Source organism: Sphingomonas sp. VDB2 (assembly GCF_047946695.1).
Lineage (GTDB): Bacteria > Pseudomonadota > Alphaproteobacteria > Sphingomonadales > Sphingomonadaceae > Sphingobium > Sphingobium bisphenolicum.
This window is the reverse complement of sequence record NZ_CP159615.1, coordinates 2,975,284-2,991,706: the sequence shown is the minus strand read 5'-3', so window position 1 is coordinate 2,991,706 and position 16,423 is coordinate 2,975,284. Positions and strand designations below refer to the sequence as shown.

11 protein-coding genes are annotated in these 16,423 nt (G+C 63.8%); 4 read left to right on the top strand and 7 right to left on the bottom strand.

Annotated elements, in window-relative coordinates:
• Positions 1 to 12: 12 nt before the first annotated feature.
• Genes ABT375_RS14895 through ABT375_RS14885 form a run of 3 tightly spaced genes read right to left on the bottom strand, consistent with a single transcriptional unit; the run spans position 13 to position 3,791 of the window.
• Positions 13 to 2,037 (bottom strand): M3 family metallopeptidase, encoded by a 2,025-nt coding sequence (locus ABT375_RS14895; RefSeq protein ID WP_416463112.1) that lies wholly within the window; start codon positions 2,035 to 2,037, stop codon positions 13 to 15.
• A complete protein-coding gene (locus ABT375_RS14890; protein WP_261935615.1) occupies positions 2,030 to 2,845 on the bottom strand; it encodes a transglutaminase-like domain-containing protein in 816 nt (271 codons plus the stop codon). The genes ABT375_RS14895 and ABT375_RS14890 overlap by 8 nt, the downstream gene beginning before the upstream one ends.
• Before the next feature lies 1 nt (position 2,846).
• Positions 2,847 to 3,791, bottom strand: coding sequence for a transglutaminase family protein (locus ABT375_RS14885; protein WP_416463111.1), 945 nt, complete (start codon positions 3,789 to 3,791; stop codon positions 2,847 to 2,849).
• A 14-nt stretch (positions 3,792 to 3,805) separates the two neighbouring features.
• Between ABT375_RS14885 and ABT375_RS14880 the strand changes: the two genes are divergently transcribed.
• Positions 3,806 to 4,615, top strand: a complete 810-nt coding sequence (locus tag ABT375_RS14880; protein WP_416463110.1) for an N-formylglutamate amidohydrolase — start codon at positions 3,806 to 3,808, stop codon at positions 4,613 to 4,615.
• Between the two features lie 135 nt (positions 4,616 to 4,750).
• Positions 4,751 to 5,776 (top strand): alpha/beta hydrolase family esterase, encoded by a 1,026-nt coding sequence (locus ABT375_RS14875; RefSeq protein WP_416463109.1) that lies wholly within the window; start codon positions 4,751 to 4,753, stop codon positions 5,774 to 5,776.
• A 3-nt stretch (positions 5,777 to 5,779) separates the two neighbouring features.
• Here the strand turns inward: ABT375_RS14875 and ABT375_RS14870 are convergent, their stop codons facing one another.
• On the bottom strand, positions 5,780 to 6,226 hold the full coding sequence (locus tag ABT375_RS14870; protein ID WP_224548047.1) for an MgtC/SapB family protein: 447 nt from the start codon (positions 6,224 to 6,226) through the stop codon (positions 5,780 to 5,782).
• Positions 6,227 to 6,447: 221 nt separating this feature from the next.
• Here ABT375_RS14870 and ABT375_RS14865 point away from each other — a divergent pair, with 221 nt between their 5' ends.
• Together ABT375_RS14865 and ABT375_RS14860 are read left to right on the top strand one after the other, a co-directional pair.
• Complete coding sequence (locus tag ABT375_RS14865; protein WP_416463108.1) at positions 6,448 to 6,798, top strand: hypothetical protein; 351 nt, start codon at positions 6,448 to 6,450, stop codon at positions 6,796 to 6,798.
• Positions 6,799 to 6,990: 192 nt separating this feature from the next.
• A complete protein-coding gene (locus ABT375_RS14860) occupies positions 6,991 to 11,727 on the top strand; it encodes a M10 family metallopeptidase C-terminal domain-containing protein (protein ID WP_416463107.1) in 4,737 nt (1,578 codons plus the stop codon).
• 215 nt (positions 11,728 to 11,942) lie between these two features.
• Here ABT375_RS14860 and ABT375_RS14855 read toward each other — a convergent pair whose 3' ends face one another.
• The 3 genes from ABT375_RS14855 to ABT375_RS14845 are packed head-to-tail and all read right to left on the bottom strand — an operon-like array spanning position 11,943 to position 16,350.
• Complete coding sequence (locus tag ABT375_RS14855) at positions 11,943 to 13,244, bottom strand: HlyD family type I secretion periplasmic adaptor subunit (RefSeq protein WP_416463106.1); 1,302 nt, start codon at positions 13,242 to 13,244, stop codon at positions 11,943 to 11,945.
• Positions 13,241 to 14,968: an ATP-binding cassette domain-containing protein gene (locus ABT375_RS14850; RefSeq protein ID WP_261935620.1), complete on the bottom strand. Its 1,728-nt coding sequence runs from the start codon at positions 14,966 to 14,968 to the stop codon at positions 13,241 to 13,243. The genes ABT375_RS14855 and ABT375_RS14850 overlap by 4 nt, the downstream gene beginning before the upstream one ends.
• On the bottom strand, positions 14,965 to 16,350 hold the full coding sequence (locus ABT375_RS14845) for a TolC family protein (protein WP_261935621.1): 1,386 nt from the start codon (positions 16,348 to 16,350) through the stop codon (positions 14,965 to 14,967). Before ABT375_RS14845 ends, ABT375_RS14850 begins: the two co-directional genes overlap by 4 nt.
• Between the last annotated feature and the right edge of the window lie 73 nt (positions 16,351 to 16,423).

Sequence of the window (16,423 nt, the reverse complement as noted above, 5' to 3'; positions counted from 1 at the left end):
ACCGCGGCGGCGTCAGGCATCGACCAAATGGCGCGCGCGCATCAAGGCGCTCGGGTCGGGCGCGCGGCCTAGAAAAGCCCTGAACGATTCCATCGGATCGCGACTGTCCCCCGCCGCCAATATCTCCGCCCGGAAGCGGGCGGCGAGCGCAGGATCGAAAATGTCGCCTGTCGCCAGAAACGCTTCGAACGCGTCGGCATCCAGCGCCTCTGACCAGGCATAGCTATAATAGGCGCTGGCATAGCCGCCGTCGAAGATGTGGGTGAAATAGGGGACGCGATGCCGAAGCCCGATTTCCGGCGGCATACCCAGCCGCTCCAGTTCCGCCGCGACAAAAGCGCGCGGATTGGCGGCCGCACCCACCGACCGGTGCATGGCCAGGTCGACCAGCGCACAGCCGATCAGTTCCACCGTGGCGAAACCCTGGCCATAGGCTTCGGCCTGGCGGATCGCATCGATGAGCGCGTCGGGTACGCCGAAGCCCGACAGCACGTCCCGGCTGACGATCCAGTTTTCCATGAACTTGCTGGGAAATTCCACGAAATCCCGCGCGACCGCCGTCCCGGACTGGCTGGGATAGGTGACGCGCGACAGCAGGCCGTGCAGCGCATGGCCGAACTCGTGGAACAGGGTGCGTGCCTCGTCGATCGACAGCCGCGTGGCGGCGGTGTCAGGCGGTGGCGCGGCGGCGAAATTGGCCACCAGATAGACGACCGGACGCACGTCGCCGTCCATCGCCTCCTGCACGCGCAGGCTGCCCATCCAGGCGCCGCCATGCTTTTCCGGCCGCGCCAGATAGTCGGTGAAGAGCAGGCCGACCGGCGCACCGGTCGCGTCGCCGACTTCCCACGCCCAGACATCGGGATGATAGCCGGCGATATCGGCCCGGCGCGTGAAGGTCAGGCCATAGAGACGCGCGGCGCTGTCGAACGCCGCCTGCCGCACAGCGTCCAGCCGCAGATGTTCAGCCACCGCCCCGCCGTCCAGCGCATAGCGATCGCGGCGCACCTTTTCGGCATAGAAGCGCCAGTCCCAGGGCGCGAGCGCGAAGCCGCCGCCGTTCGCATCGATCAGCGCCTGTAATTCGGCCGCTTCTTCGGCGGCGCGACGCTTGCCCGGCTCCCACAACTGGGCGAGCAGGTCGGCAGCGGCGGCGGGATCATGCGCCATACTGTCTTCCAGCGCATAATGGGCATGGTCAGCGTAACCCAGCAGTGCCGCCCGCTCCTGCCGAAGCGCCAGCGTCTCCGCGATCACCAGCCAATTGTCATGCGCCCCGCCATCGCAGCGATCGGTAAAGGCCCGCCACAGCGCCTCGCGGAGATCGCGTCGCGCCGAAAAAGTCAGGAAACTCTCGTAATCGGTACGGTCGAGCGTCACATGATAGCGCCCCACCTGCCCCTTGGCCGCGGCGCGCCCGGCGGCCGCATCGCACAGACCCGACGGCAGACCCGCAAGATCGTCCGGGCCAAGGTCCAGAACCCAGTCGGCGGTCGCGGCCAGCACATGATGGCCGAACTGCACCGCCAACGCCGACAATCGCGCGTCGATCGCGGCAAACCGGTCCTTCTGCACCGGGGTCAGCGCCGCCCCGCCGCGCCGGAAGCCGGCATGACTGCTTTCCACCAGCCTTATCTGTGCGGGTGTCAATCCAGCATCGTGCCGTGCGGCATGGACCGTGGCGACTTTCGCGGCGAGCATGGCATTATGGCTGATCGCCGTTCCATGCGCGCTCAGCATCGCCGAAACCTGCCCCTCGATCGCACGGATAGCAGGCGTCCCCTGCGCCGAGGACAAGGTCCAGAACAGCCGGCGCACCCGAGCCAGCGGCTCGCCCGACCGCTCCAGCGCGGCGACCACCGTGTCGAATGTCGCAGGCGCATCATCTCCTGCGATCGCGGAAACCTCGTCCCGGTGCAAAGCCATCGCGGTCTCGAACGCGGGCAGGAAATCCTCGTCCCGCACCTTGTCGAACGGCGGCGCGCCCAGCGGCCCGTCCCAGGATTGCAGCAGGGGATTGGCATGTGGATCAGTCAATGGATTGGACCTCGTCGGTATGGACTTCGAACCGCACCAGATTCGCCGGACCAAAAGCGGTGGTCAAGGCGACATCAGTGGCGTCGCGCCCGCGCGCCATCAAGATGCGGCCGATCCGCGGTCTGTTGTGGCGGGCGTCATGGGTATACCATTCGCCGTCGATATAGACGTCGAACCAGGCGCTAAAATCCATCGGCGCGTCCACAGGCGGAATGCCGATATCGCCCAGATAACCCGTGCAGTAGCGCGCCGGGATGTTCATGCAGCGGCAAAGGGTGACGGCGAGATGGGCGAAATCGCGGCACACGCCCTGCCGTTCCTGATAGGCGTTCCAGGCAGTTTTGTCCGGCCGCGCATGATGATAACCGAACTCGATATGGTTGTGGACGAAATCCACGATGGCATCCACCCGCGCCCGCGCCGATCCATAATGCGCAAAATTCGCCCAGGCGACCGCCATCAGCCTATCCGTCTCACAATAGCGGCTGCCCAGCAGGAAGGGCATGACCGCATCGGGCAGATCCTCAACCGCCATCTGTGGCCCGTCGGGCGCTTGCGCATCAGGCAATCCGCTATCCTCGATCACGAAGTCGCAGGACAGGGTAACGCCACCTGCGGGGATGGTCAGGCGGGTCGCGACGTTCCCGAACCCGTCCTCGAAATGATAGAGCGGGATGTCGGGAGCCGCCATCAGTCTCTGCGGCGTGCGCAGGTCGTGATGGCGCGAGGGATGCAGGCTCAGCATCGCCATCATCGCGGTCCTGTTGTCGGTCTCGAATCTTATGTCATATCCGCATCGGATCAGCATCTTAAGGTGACTTTCCTGAAGCGCCGATGGCTCGGCTGTTGATGGCCCCATGGTCTGACACGGGAAATTTACGGGGATCGGCGCGCCGTACATCGACGGTGACGTCCATCCCCAGGAAGCTGGCCGGCAGGCCGAACCATGTGCCCGACAATGGCAGCGCCTGATAAGGATCGCGCGCGACAGCGACGCGGATCAGCCCACGATTGCCGATGATGCCGTTCGTCGGATCGAATTCGACCCAGCCCGATCCGGGAAGGAAAATGCGCACCCAGGCATGGGTATTGCCGCCGCCCACGACATCTTCTGCGCGCGACGGGTTGTACACATAGCCCGACACGAAGCGCGCGGCGAAACCCAGCGCCCGCACCGCCTCGATCATCAGCACGGCGAAGTCGCGGCAAGTGCCCTGTCGCTTGCGCAACGTCTCGATCGGCGACTGGGTGCCCTTCTCGTGGCGCGGGACATAGGTGAAGTCGCATTGAATGCCGGTCGCCATCCGGGTCAGCAGGTCGACCGTGCCGGTATCGCCATGATTGCTGACGAAAGCGCGCGCCCAATTGTCGACGATCCGTGCAGGATCATGATATTGCCGCTCGATCGACCGCAGCAGGTCGGGCATGTCTTCCGAGGCGTAGGTGAAGGGAAACAGCCGGGCATAAGGCTCCACATCCACCTGCCTTTGCGCCAGCGGCGCATGTTCCAGCGTCGCCTCGCTCGTCACCACCAGATGCGAGGCCCGCCGCTTGAACGATGCGATCGCCACCGAATTGCCGAACACGTCGTGCAGCCAGCGCAGTTCGCTCGGCTCCGGATCGATGTCGAGCCGGGCGGACAGCAACCGCTGGTCAAACGCCTCGCGCGGGCGCATCATGATGCGATGTTCACCCAGCGACACCGGCTGCTGATAGCGATAGCTGGTCACATGATGGATCGTCAGCAACGGCATGGGAGAAAGTCCTGATGGCCGGGCGCACGGCGGATGGGCTGTTGGGTGCGGACGATCCGGCGCCGGTCGGGTTGTTCAACGCAGCAGGCCCCTCGCCGTTCCTGCTGATCGGCGACCATGCCGGATCGGGAGTGCCGGCTGCGCTCGGCGATCTCGGCCTCGCCGCCGCGGATCGCGGCCGCCACATCGCCATCGACATCGGCGTCCATGGCCTCGGCCATGCCCTCGCCACACTGCTCGACGCGCCGTTCCTGCATCAATATTATTCGCGCCTCGTCATCGACTGCAATCGCGACCCGGAACAATTGGCGGCGATACCAGCCGTGTCGGACGGCAGCCGGATCAGCGGCAATGAAGGGCTGGACGCCACCGCCCGCGCCGCGCGCGTCGCGGCGATCCATGCCCCCTATCAGGCGGCCATAACCGCGACCATCGCCGCGCGGCAGGCAGTGGGGCGCGCCACCATCCTGCTATCGCTGCACAGTTTCACCCCGGTGATGGACGGCGTCGCCCGCCCATGGGAAGTCGGCGTGCTGCACTGGCTAGGCCGCACGGACTTCGCGCAGGCCATGCTCGACGCGCTGCGCACTGACGCCGCGCTGGCCGTCGGCGACAACCAACCCTATCGGATGGACGCCACCGACCACACCGTCCCCCGTCACGCCTTCGCGCACGATCTTCCTTATGCTGAAATGGAGGTACGCCAGAATCTGATCGGCGACGCTGCTGGCCAGCATCTCTGGGCGCAGCGACTGGCACGCGCCGCGCAAACCGCCGCCGCCCGGACAGGCTATGGATCGAATGCCGCTGCCGGGGGATTATAGCACCGCACGGATCGGCACGGCCGACGGTGCCATCCATCACAAAAACAGCAGCTAGAGGGAGCAAGACATCACGATGCCGAACCCCATGTCATGCCGACAGCACGCCGACCGGTATGGTGCAGCCGCGGAGCGCCCGTGAAGAACCCTTTCCCAACCGTGCTCAAGGCAGCCCGCATGGCGCGCAAGGGTCGTCCGCTGTCCGCCGCCTTGTTGTGGCAACGCGCGCTGATGCCTACGCTGCCAAAGCCGCCGCGGGTGACCAAAGGCAAAAGCGCGGCCAAAAAGGTCGATCGCGTCGTGCGGCCCGCACCCGGCAGCTTCATCGAAAGCGATTATAGCTGCGCGCAGGGGTCGCTCCGCTATCGCCTCTACACGCCAGTCGGCTCCACGCGCCGCCGCCTGCCGCTGATCGTCATGCTGCACGGCTGCACCCAGTCGGCCGCCGATTTTGCGACCGGCACGGCGATGAACCGACTGGGCGACGAACTGGGCTTCCTCGTCCTCTATCCCGAACAATCGCCGCGCGCCAACCCCAATCGTTGCTGGAACTGGCACAGCCCGTCGCACCAGAAGCGCGGCAGCGGCGAGGCTGCCGTCATCGCCGGCATGACCCGCCATATCCTGGACCGGTGCAGAGGCCATGCCGGGCGCGTCTACATTGCGGGCATATCCGCCGGCGGAGCAGCGGCCGCGATCATTGCTGCCGCCTATCCCCAGCTCTATGTCGCGGTCGGCGTCCATTCGGGCGTGCCGATGGGCGCGATCGGCTCGGTCGGCGAAGCGTTGGCGGCGATGCGAGGGCAGGCCGTTCCACCCATCGGCAAGACCACGCCGCCGCTGCCCATGATCCTGTTCCACGGCGACAGCGACCGGGTGGTCCACCCATCCAACGCCAGCGGCTTCGTCAGCCAGTTGCAGCGGTCGAGCACGCGCGCACTCAGCGTCGAGTCGGAAGCGGGCGTCGCACCGGGCGGACGGGCCTTCACCCGCAGCTTCTATCGCTATGGTCGCGGGCCGGTCATGCTGGAGGAATGGACGGTGCATGGCAGCGGCCATGCCTGGTCAGGCGGCTACGCAGGCGGCAGCCACACCGACCCCAAAGGCCCGGACGCATCGCGAGCGATGGCGACCTTCTTCCTCGCCCGCCGCCGCTCCCTTTGATCGTCAGCCTGCGTCGTCCTCGTCGCGCTCATTCTCCGCCGGCTTGAGCGGCGCCAGCACCCAGAAGGTCAATAAGGTGAACGCGGTCAGCACGACGGCGACGTCATAGCTGCCCAATCCCGCGGCCACGCCGACCGCCCCGGTCACCCACAGGCTGGCCGCCGTCGCCGTTCCCCGAACGCTGTTCTTCTGCTGCAGAATGGCGCCCCCGCCCAGGAAGCCGATACCAGCGATCACGCCTTCCAATACGCGGGCGATGGCGGCAGGATCATGCGCCATCATCGTCTCGACCGCCTGTACGAAGCCACAGCTTGCGACCGCGACCAACGGAAACGTCCTGATGCCCGCGCTGCGTTCCGCCTGCTCCCGATTCCAGCCGATCGGCAGGGCCAGTCCATAGGCGATCGAAAGCGCGAGCAAATGGGGCAATATCGCGAAACTGTCGGTCATATCGGACACAACGCGCGGCGATCCATTCGGATGCGCAACGACGGCATGTGCCGTCGGCCGAAGCCCCGACGATGGTAGGCCGGCATCAGGACAGCCGCATTGTCGCAGCTCCTCACGCATGATAAGGTCACGGCTGACACGCTCTATAGCCAGTTCCACATGCGTATGTCGACGAACCGGAGCGGCCGATATCCTGCATCAACACCAATGGTGAGGGACTCATGACGAATCCTGCGTTTTTGATATGCCTCGGTTTGCTTGCAGGCGGCGGAATGGACGATGCGCCAGCAGACGGCACGCCTCCGCCGACAAAAGTTCGCAGGCTGCCCGGCACTGGCGGCATCATGACGCCTCCCCCCGATCCCGAAGCCGCGATCCGGTCCGAATTTACAGCGGTAGAGCAAAAGGATTCGGCGTCGGCCTATGACATGTTCGCGCGACGCCATCCCGGCCACCCTCTTGCTCGCGAAGCCAAACGACGCGCCACAACTCTGAATGCAAAAGCACCGCGCCGCCTCGATCCGACACCTTGTCTGAATGGCGCCTCGCGCAAATGCGATCCACCATCCTGATTTTGCGCAGAGTCGCTTTTCCAAAAACCCAAACAATACAATAGTCTATTTTTCGATGATGACTATGCCGTTGATTTACAGGACAAATGTAAAGCTTGGCATGAACAGTGAATAGTGCCATTAAAGCCCGCAACAAACGGTCGCCAATCGACACAGTGAACGTGTCAGCCTCTCTTCTCTTTAGGAGGATGTATGTTCAAGGTCACTGGCTCTGGGCCCGTCAAGGTCAAGTTAACTCCCGATTATTCCCTTCCCTCGACTTCGGATGCTAGCGGATCGAGGCCGGAATTTACCGGCACATGGTCGCTGGCGCGCGAAGCGCAGGTGCGCAGCGAAGTCCGGCTGCTCTATCCGATGGATGCACCGACACCCCCTGCCACCACGCCCAGTTCCGGTGATCTGGCGGAAAATGGCAGTGCTTCCACGACGGTAACGGTGGGCGCCACGGGCGACGCCCGGATTGATGGCATCCTGCGCGGAGTCGCCTGGTCCGGAGGCATCACCTATTCGGATGTGGACTCGACAGCCGACTATCAGTCTGGCTATTTTTCCGATAGCGACGGCGACGGCACCAGCGCGCAGAATGAGGGCTTTTCCCAATTCACGGCGCAGCAATTGCTGGCGATGCATTCCGCGCTCAACGCAGCGACCTATACCCAGCTTGCCGGCGCCTACGGCTTTTCGATCGAGGGATTCACTAACCTGACCATCGACTATGCCGGTGCAGGGCTCGGCACCGCCACCATCCGCGGCGCCAATTCCAGCGATGCGCCGACCGCCTATGCCTATTATCCGGCCAACAACATCTATGGCGGCGATACCTTCTTCGGCAACGCCTATGACGGCACGTCCAATTCCCTGAAGAACCCCGTGGCAGGCAACTATGCCTGGCATACGATGCTCCATGAACTAGGCCATTCGCTCGGCCTGAAACATGGACAGGAAACGGGCGGCGTCAGCAACGTTGCGCTCCCTACCGCCTGGGACTCGATCGAATTTTCGGTCATGACCTATCGCAGCTATGTCGGGGCGCCGCTCAGCGGGTACAGCTATGAAGAGTTCGGCGCGCCGCAAACATATATGATGCTCGACATCGCCGCGCTCCAGACCATGTATGGTGCGGATTATACGGTTCATGCGGAAAACACGACCTATAGTTGGAATCCGTCTACCGGCATCACCTATATCAATGGCGACATCGCTATCCAGCCCGGCGACAATCGTATTTTCGCAACCATCTGGGACGGCGGCGGCGTCGATACATATGACCTGTCGGCCTATAGCAGCGGCGTCACCATCGATCTGACGCCTGGCGGCTATTCGCTGTTCAGCGGAACGCAGCAGGCCTATCTGGGCGGAGGCAATTACGCCCGCGGCAACATCTTCAACGCCCTCACCTTCGGTGGCAGCAACGCTTCGCTGATCGAGAACGCCACAGGCGGGTCGGGCAGCGACACGATTACCGGCAATGCCGTGGGCAACCTGCTCAAGGGCGGCGGTGGCACCGACACCATCTATGGCGGTGACGGCAACGACATCATCCAGGGCGGCTTCAATGCAGACTTCGTCTATGGCGAGGCTGGCGACGACGTCTTTCAGGTACTGCAAGGCGAATTTGGCGACAATATCGATGGTGGTATCGGCACGGATCGACTGGATCTCAGCAACTATACCACAACCTACGGCGCAACCGTCGATCTCAGCGCTGGCACCTGGGACTTCAATCCCAGCTTCGGCGGCCCCTACACTATCACCGGGGTCGAAAATGTCGACGGCACCCAGCTTGCCGACACCATCACCGGCGACAGCAACAACAATGTCCTCAATGGCAATGGCGGTAACGACACGCTGAAGGGCGGTATCGGTCAGGACACCATCTATGGCGGTGACGGCAACGACATCATCCAGGGCGGCTTCGGGGCCGACACCGTTTATGGCGAGGCTGGCGACGACGTCTTCCAGGTGCTGCAGGGCGAGTTTGGCGACAATATCAACGGGGGCATCGGCACCGACCGGCTCGACCTGAGCGATTACACCGCCACTTATGGGGCAACCGTCGATCTCAGCGCTGGCACCTGGGACTTCAATCCCAGCTTCGGCGGCCCCTACACCATCACCGGGGTCGAAAATGTCGACGGCACCCAGCTTGCCGACACCATCATCGGCGACGGCAACAACAATGTCATCGACGGCAATGGCGGTAACGACACGCTGAAGGGCGGCATCGGTCAGGACACCATCTATGGCGGTGACGGCAACGACATCATCCAGGGCGGCTTCGGGACCGATTTTGTCTATGGCGAAGCGGGCAACGATGTCTTCCAGGTGCTGCAGGGCGAGTTTGGCGACAATGTCGACGGCGGCAGCGGCACAGATCGGCTCGACCTGAGTGACTATACTGCGACCTATGGCGCCACGGTAGATCTGGCAGCGGGAAGTTGGGACTTCAATCCGAGCTTCGGCGGCCCCTACACCATCACCGGGGTCGAGGATGTCGACGGCACCCAACTCGCCGACACCCTGACCGGCAACAGCGCCAATAATGTGCTGAACGGCAATGGCGGCGACGACGTCCTCAGCGGGGGCGCCGGCAACGACACCATCAGTGGTGGCAGCGGCGACGACCAGATGATCGGCGGCACCGGCAATGACATATTCGATGGCGGATCGGGCGTCGACACTGCCTATGGCGAAGCGGGCGACGATATCTACAAGGTCATTGCTGGCTGGAATGGCGGCTATGGAGAGTTGTTCTCTGGCGGCGCCGGCGTCGATACGATCGACGGCTCCGCGCTGTTCTCCGATTATGTGGTCAATCTTTCCGACGGCGAATTCGCGATCAGCGGCGGTTCTGGCCTGATCGCGCTCGCCAGCGTGGAGAATGCGACGACCGGGTCGGGCAACGATACGCTGACCGGTTCGGCGGAGGCCAATCGGCTGATCGGCAATGCCGGTGCCGATACGCTGAACGGCCTGGACGGCAATGACGTGCTGCAAGGCGGGACGGGTAACGACCGGCTGAATGGCGGCCTGGGCGATGATACGCTTGATGGCGGTGCGGATGTCGACACTGTCACCTATGCCGGCATGGCGGCCGGCGTAACCGTCAGCCTCGCGATCGCAGGCGCGCAGAATACGATCGGCGCCGGCACAGACACGCTGGTCGGTATCGAAAATCTGGCCGGCACATCCTTCAACGACGTGCTCACCGGCAATGGCGGCGCCAATGTGCTTACCGGCGGTGCTGGCAGCGATACGCTTGATGGCGGTGCTGGCGCCGACACCATGGATGGCGGCACGTCCAGCGACATCTATTATGTCGACAATGTCGGCGACAATGTCGTGGAAAGCTTCTCCACGGGCGGCACGGACGATCAGATCTTCTCGTCCGTGACCTATTCGCTGTCGGGGCGCCATATCGAAAAACTGACCCTGACGGGATCGGCCAACATCAACGCCACCGGCAACGACCTCGGCCAGACCATCATGGGCAATAGCGGCAATAACAGCTTGAGCGGCATGGGCGGCACCGATGTGCTCAATGGCGGCCTGGGCGACGATATGATCGATGGCGGCGCAGGCAACGACACTGCCACCTATGCCGGCATGGCCGCGGGCGTGACCGTCAGCCTCGCGATCGCGGGCGCGCAGAATACCATCGGCGCCGGCACCGACACGCTGGTCGGTATCGAAAATCTGTCCGGCACATCTTTCGACGATGTGCTGACCGGCAATGGCGGCGCCAATGTGATGATCGGTGGGGCCGGCAGCGACATCATCGACGGCGGCGCAGGCGCAGACATCATGGATGGCGGCACATCCAGCGACATCTATTATGTCGACAGTGTCAGCGACAATGTCGTGGAAAGCTTCTCCTCGGGTGGCACGGACGATCAAATCTTCTCGTCGGTGACCTATTCGCTGGCCGGGCGCCATATCGAACGACTGACCCTCACCGGATCGGCCAACATCAACGGCACCGGCAATGACCTGGCCCAGATGATCACCGGCAACAGCGGCAATAACAGCTTGAGCGGCCTTGGCGGCAACGACATACTCAACGGCGGCCTGGGTAACGATATGATCGACGGCGGCGCAGGTGTCGACACCGCCAACTATGCCGGTGCGGCAGCCGGCGTGACCGTCAGTCTGGCGATCGCCGGTGCGCAGAATACTGTAAACGCCGGCACCGACACGCTGGTCGGTATCGAAAACCTGTCCGGCACATCCTTCAATGACATATTGACCGGCAATGGCGGTGCCAATGTGATTACCGGTGGTGCCGGCAGCGATACCATTAATGGCGGTGCAGGCGCCGACACCATGGACGGTGGCACGTCCAGCGACATCTATTATGTCGACAATGTCGGCGACAATGTCGTGGAAAGCTTCTCGTCCGGCGGTACGGACGACCAGATTTTCTCGTCGGTGACCTATTCGCTGGCCGGTCGCCACATTGAAAAACTGATCCTGACCGGGGCGGCCAACATCAACGCTACCGGCAATGACCTGGGCCAGACCATCACTGGCAATAACGGGGCCAACAATTTGGACGGACTTGGCGGCAACGACATACTCAACGGCGGGCTCGGCGCGGATACGCTGACTGGCGGAACCGGTGCCGACATCTTCCTGTTCAACTCCACGTTGGGCGGCGGTAATGTCGATACGATCGCCGACTATGTCGTGGCCAATGATACGATCCAGTTGGACGACGCCATATTTACCGGGTTGGCGCTGGGTACGCTGTCGGCTGCTCAGTTCCAGATCGGATCGGCCGCCAATGATGCTGCGGACCGGATCATCTACAACAGTGCAACTGGCGCGCTGTTGTTCGACGCGGATGGCACGGGAGCGATCGCGGCGGTTCAGTTCGCGACGATCGGCACGGGACTGAGCATGGTCGCGTCCGAATTCGTCATCGTGTAAACGTGACCCAGATATTGTGAATAGGGCCACCCGATCCCGTCGGGTGGCCCTTTTTTTGGATCGAACCCAATTGGCGGTGTTGCGGCGGTAAGATCAGGGCGGAACGTCATCCGCGGCAATCACTGCTATCGCGCGAAAGGAATGCGCCATGAGAAAGCACGCGTGATGAGGCCGAACCACCTGTGTCTCCGCCGCTGGATCGCCAGGAAGCCCGCTCATTCGCGGAAGGCCGTTTCCTTGAGGCGCGTCAGCGGGGTCAGAATATAGGCCAGTATCGTGCGCTTATCGCCAAGCAGGCTGACATTGGCCCCCATACCCGGCCCGATGCGAAGCCGATGTCCTTCCTTGTCCAGGATGGCATCGCTACTCGTGCGCACCCGGACCAGATAATGGCTCTCGCCGGTCCGTTCATTCACAACCGCATCGGGAGAAAGGGCAACGACCTGTCCCTGCATCGACCCATAGATCGCGCTGTCATAGGCCGATATTTCGACCTTGGCCCGCTGGCCCAGCCGGACCGATGCGATATCCTTGGCGGCCACCATCGCCTCGACCAGCAGGTTGTCGCGGGCCGGCACCATTTCCAGCAAAGGATCGCCCGCACGCACGCTGCCGCCCACCGTCGTCACGAAGACGCGGTTGACGCGGCCGTCCAGCGGCGCGCGCACGATGGTGCGGTCGAGCTTATATTCATAGGCCGGCATCGTCGCGTCGCGCACGGACATTTCGGCGCGCGCGGCAGTGAGTTCATCCCCCGCACGCGCGATCCAGTCGCGCCTCTGCTGCATCGCGCTGGCCTGCGCCTCCGCCAGGATATAATGGGCGCGGCTGAGCGCGGCCCCGGACCCGGCCGCTTCGCTGGTCGCGACGCTATAGGCATTTTCCGCCTGTAGCAGCGACCGGCGTGGCTCTATCCCTTCGCGCACCAGCGGACGCATCAGGTCGAGGTCGGTACGCGCCGTATCGCGCGCGGAAATGCGGGCGGCCTGAACCGCAGCGGCCTCACCGATCCCGCGTTGTGCCTGGGTGACGCGGGCGGACCCGACATTGGCCAGGCTGGCCAATTCGGCCATGCGCGCGCGATACAGGCTCTGCTCCACCGCGATCTGGCCGGCCATGCTGGCATTGCGGGCGGCCGGAAAGACCGGGTTGCGCCCCGAAATCTCCGCCTCCAGCCGCAATATCTTCAGGCTCAACGCGTCGCCGCTGGCCCGATTGCTCGCCAACTCCGCGCCAGGCTGGATCGGGCTGAGGCGAATCAAAGGGGCGCCAGCTTTCACGTCCTGTCCGGTCCGCACGAGGATCGTGTCCACCACGCCGCCTTCCAGGTTGGAAATCACCTGCAACTGCGAACTGGGAATGACCCGGCCATTGGCGCGCACGGTCCGGTCGATTTCGGTCAATCCCGCCCATAGCAGGAAGATCAGCAGGAAAGCCGCGATCGCCCATAAAAAGATGTTCGCGGGGACGGCGGGCCGGATATGCGCGTCACCCGGCAATTGCGCCTCGCCGCTCATGCCGCCTTGCCCCGCGTCAGCCGCTGCAGGATGATATCGCGCGGCCCGTCGGCGGCGATCCGCCCCTGTTCCATCACGACGATCCGATCGACCAGCCGTAGCAGCGAGGGCCGATGGGTGATCAGCAATATGGTGCGCCCCTCCACTTCCGGTTGCAGGCGGTCGATCAGGTCGGTTTCGGTCTGGATGTCCATCGCGCTGCTTGGCTCGTCGAAGACCAGGATGGGCGGTCGTCCTGCCAGGGCGCGCGCCAGCGAAATGGACTGCCGCTGCCCGCCCGACAGGCCTTCGCCGCGATCCGTCAGCTTCAGGTCATAGCCATTGACGATCTTGCCCATGAAACCATGGGTGCCGCTCAGCGACGCGACGCGGATCATCTCGTCATGGTCGATATCCGTACGGTCGAGACAGATATTGTCCCGCACCGATCCGGCGATCAGCACATTATCCTGCATCGCAGCGCCGATGAACCGGCGCAATCGGCCGGGATCGAACTGACGCACATCGGTGCCGTCGATCATGACCACGCCCTCCTGTGGTTCGTACAGGCCCAGGATCAGCCGCGCCAGGGTCGACTTGCCCGACCCCACGCGGCCCAGAAAACCGACGCGCTCGCCCGGCGCGATAGACAGGCTGATCTGATCCAGCGCCTTTTCGGCGGCGCGCGGGTAGCGGAAGGCGACATTGCGCAACTCGATCGCACCCAGCAGCTGCGCGGGTTGCAGCGGCTCGCCCGCCGGCCCTTCGCTGGGCGTGTCCATCAAGGTGTTGATCTGGCGGCAGGCGATGCGGGTGGCGGACAGGCGCGCCAGCAGGTTGGCGATCTGCGCGAGCGGAGCGATCGCGCGTCCGCACAGGATGGAGCAGGCCAGCAGCGCACCGGTCGTGATGCTATTGTCGCGGATCAGCCCCACGCCCAGAATGATGATGCCGCAATAGGCGATGATGTTCGCGCTATTGGCCACCGTCATCGCGATCGATGCCGTCAGTCGCTGGCTCAGCGAACTTTGCGCATGGCTTTTGAGCGCCGACCGCCACCGCGCGCCCAGCATCCCGCCCGCGCCGATCGCCTTCACCGTTTCTAGGCTGCCGACGGTTTCCACCAGCACCGACTGTTTGCGCAATCCGTCGCCCAGACTGGCCGCCGACAAGCGGTCGAGCGCCGGGTTGGTTATCAAGCCGGCGACGACCACGACGGGGATCATCGCCAGCGGCGGCAGCACCAATATCCCGCCCAGCATCGCCATGACCGCCAGCGTGATGATGACGAAGGGCACGTCGATGATCGCCGTCAGCGTGGCGGACGCGAAGAAGTCCCGCAGCGTCTCCAGTTCACGCATCAGGCCGGTGAGCGTGCCGGTGGACCCGGGGCGGCGGTCGAGTCGCATCGACAGCAGCTTGGCAAACAGCGTGTCGCCCACCTCATAGTCGATATTGGCACCGGCGATATCGACGAAATAGACGCGCAGCAGCCGCAACACGAAATCGAATATGACCACGATGGCGAGCCCGATGCTCAGTCCCACCAGCGAGGAGGACGCATCATTGGGTATGACCCGATCATAGACGGTCATCGTGAACAGGGACGAGACCATCGCAAACAGATTGATCATGGCAGCGGCGGCCGCGACCTTGATGTAGGTGCCGCGATTGCGCAGCATGGGTTCGATCAGCCAGGGTGCGAAGCGTTGCCGGGCGGCGGCGATCAGGGGCTGGTCGGTCATGGCGTTTCCATCCGGTCCGAAGGAGTGACGGCGATCGAGAGGCTGGGCAATAATCGCCCTGTTCGGCCCAGCAGGGCAAAGCGCGACACATCCCGTTCGGCCAGGGTCTGCACATAGCTTGCAATGGAATAGAAGTAGTTGTCCTCGACATAGAGCAGGTCGTAAAGCGTACCCTGTGAGGCTTCGAAGCGCGTGGCGATGACGTCGCGGGTATTGCGATTGGCGATATAGCTCGCCTCCGCCGCGGCGAGTTGATCGTCCAGCGCCCTGATATCGGTGAGCGCGATCTGTGCGTCACGCACCGCTTCCTGCCGGACGCGGTCGGCATAGGCGTCCGCAGCGTCCGCACGCGCGGTCGCCTGGTCGGCCTTGGCGTTGAAACCGGCGCCAAGCTGCGCTCGCACGATGATGCGGCCGCGCACATCATAGTCGCCGGGGCTTTCGAACACGCCGTAGCGCCCCGCATCCACGCCTGCGGCGATGGTAGGCAATCTCTCCGATCGGGTCGCACGCGCTTCCTGCCGCGCTGCCCGCGCCTCCGCCTCCGCCTTGCGGACAACCGGCGATCGCAGCACGATCGCATCCAGCATTTCCATGTCATCGACCGCTTCGGGCGGCAGGACGGCTCGGGTCAGCGCAGGCGGCGGCTCGTGGCCGGTCAGCGCACGATATTGCGCCTCCGCACCCGCCAGGTCACGACGGATGCCGGCAAGCCGGGACCGGACATTGGCGATCGAACTGTCGACCCGCGGCAGATCGCCCTGTGCCGAAAAGCCCTGATCGATGCGGCGTTGCAAACCCTCGCGCAACTGCAGCTGGCGCACTATATATTCCTGTGCTGCCTGCGCCATCAACCGCTGCGAGAACACCGAATACCAGGCGGTGATGGTTCGCAGCCCCACTTCCTCGCCATAGCCCAATATGCCCTGCTGCGCTGCATCCACGCGCGCGTTGCCCGCGTCGATCCGGTTCGAAGCGGCGCCGAAATCGAGCAACCGCTGTCGCACGGAGGCCGTCGCGTCGGTCCGTCCTTCGGGTCGCGACCGTTCGATGATGTTACCGGGATCGTTGGAGAAATTGCGGGCGACCGATCGATTGGCATCGATCGACAGGTCTATCGAAGGAAAGAGCAGCGATCGGGCCTGTGTCCGCGCCGCGCGTGCCTCGCGTTCACTCGCTCGCGCTTCGTCGAGCAGCGGATTGTTGCGGATGGCCGTTTCGATTTCCGATCGGAACAGCGGGTCGGCGACGGCCGGTTTAGCCAGTTCGAGCAGCGGGTCAGATTCTGTCGGCGCGCTGAAGGGCCGGGGATTGGGCGCTTGAAGGAGCTTGCGCGTCGCATTGGCGGCGCGCGCATCCTGGCCCTGAATGCACAAGGCCATGCCGAACGCGATTGCGGCGCACCCGGCGGCGCGGAGGTCTGCCCCCCCTCTTCCTATCCTGCGATGTAACAAA

What these genes read in the sequence shown, in the direction of transcription:
- ABT375_RS14885 (WP_416463111.1), bottom strand. Translation starts at nt 3,791, where the DNA reads ATGCCGTTGCTGACGATCCATCATGTGACCAGCTATCGCTATCAGCAG.
- ABT375_RS14865 (WP_416463108.1), top strand. Translation starts at nt 6,448, where the DNA reads ATGACGAATCCTGCGTTTTTGATATGCCTCGGTTTGCTTGCAGGCGGC.
- ABT375_RS14880 (WP_416463110.1), top strand. Translation starts at nt 3,806, where the DNA reads ATGGCCGGGCGCACGGCGGATGGGCTGTTGGGTGCGGACGATCCGGCG.
- ABT375_RS14855 (WP_416463106.1), bottom strand. Translation starts at nt 13,244, where the DNA reads ATGAGCGGCGAGGCGCAATTGCCGGGTGACGCGCATATCCGGCCCGCC.
- ABT375_RS14850 (WP_261935620.1), bottom strand. Translation starts at nt 14,968, where the DNA reads ATGACCGACCAGCCCCTGATCGCCGCCGCCCGGCAACGCTTCGCACCC.
- ABT375_RS14845 (WP_261935621.1), bottom strand. Translation starts at nt 16,350, where the DNA reads ATGGCCTTGTGCATTCAGGGCCAGGATGCGCGCGCCGCCAATGCGACG.
- ABT375_RS14870 (WP_224548047.1), bottom strand. Translation starts at nt 6,226, where the DNA reads ATGACCGACAGTTTCGCGATATTGCCCCATTTGCTCGCGCTTTCGATC.
- ABT375_RS14860 (WP_416463107.1), top strand. Translation starts at nt 6,991, where the DNA reads ATGTTCAAGGTCACTGGCTCTGGGCCCGTCAAGGTCAAGTTAACTCCC.
- ABT375_RS14890 (WP_261935615.1), bottom strand. Translation starts at nt 2,845, where the DNA reads ATGCTGATCCGATGCGGATATGACATAAGATTCGAGACCGACAACAGG.